Origin of the sequence: Nocardia amamiensis NBRC 102102 (assembly GCF_001612745.1) — a bacterium.
Lineage (GTDB): Bacteria > Actinomycetota > Actinomycetes > Mycobacteriales > Mycobacteriaceae > Nocardia > Nocardia amamiensis.
The window spans coordinates 1-669 of record NZ_BDBA01000246.1; the positions used below are offsets into that span (position 1 = coordinate 1).

Sequence of the window (669 nt, forward strand, 5' to 3'; positions counted from 1 at the left end):
GCTCGGGTGTCTCGGTCGAGATCGGGACATGCGAGCAGCCGCCGTTGAATGTCGATCAGCTGTCCGAGCAGCTCTCCGGGATCGCCGGTCGCGTCGATCCGTGTCATCAAGTTGTTGGCGAGGGTGATCAGTCGGCTGCTGTATCTCTCGTCGTCGGACGGTGTGGCGTCGACTGCCCGCTGCGCGGCGGCGACCGCCTCGTCGAGATCCGCGGACGCGCTGGTTCCGCCCCGCTCCGCGCGCTGCCGAAGCCGCTCGGCGAGAACCATGTCGGCCTGGGCTCGCGTTTGCCGAGGCAGGTCGGGACATGCGAGCAGACGCCGCTCGACCTCGATCAACCGCTCGAGGTCCGCGGCGACATACTCCGGCCCTTCGTCTTGGACGGCATCGATTTGCGCCATCAGGGCGTTGGCCAAGCCGATCAGTCGAATGCTGTATCTCCCGTGATCGGGAGGCGTGGCGTCGACCGCGCGTTGCGCGGCGGCGACCGCTTCGGCCAGATCCGCCGACGCCGCGGCACCGTCATCGCCACTGACCGCCCGCTGACCGAGCCGCTCGGCCAAGACGATGTCGGCTTGGGCGCGGGTGTCTTGGTCGAGATCGGAACGTGCCAGCAGTCGCCGTTGAATGTCGATCAGTTGTCCGAGCAGCTCCCCGGGATCGCCGGTC

General features: G+C 68.0%; 1 protein-coding gene. It reads right to left on the reverse strand.

The genetic code is table 11. The annotated features are described in order from the left end of the window. The coding region (locus NA4_RS41720; RefSeq protein WP_218022496.1) for a hypothetical protein at positions 1-669 on the reverse strand (669 nt) is incomplete at both ends.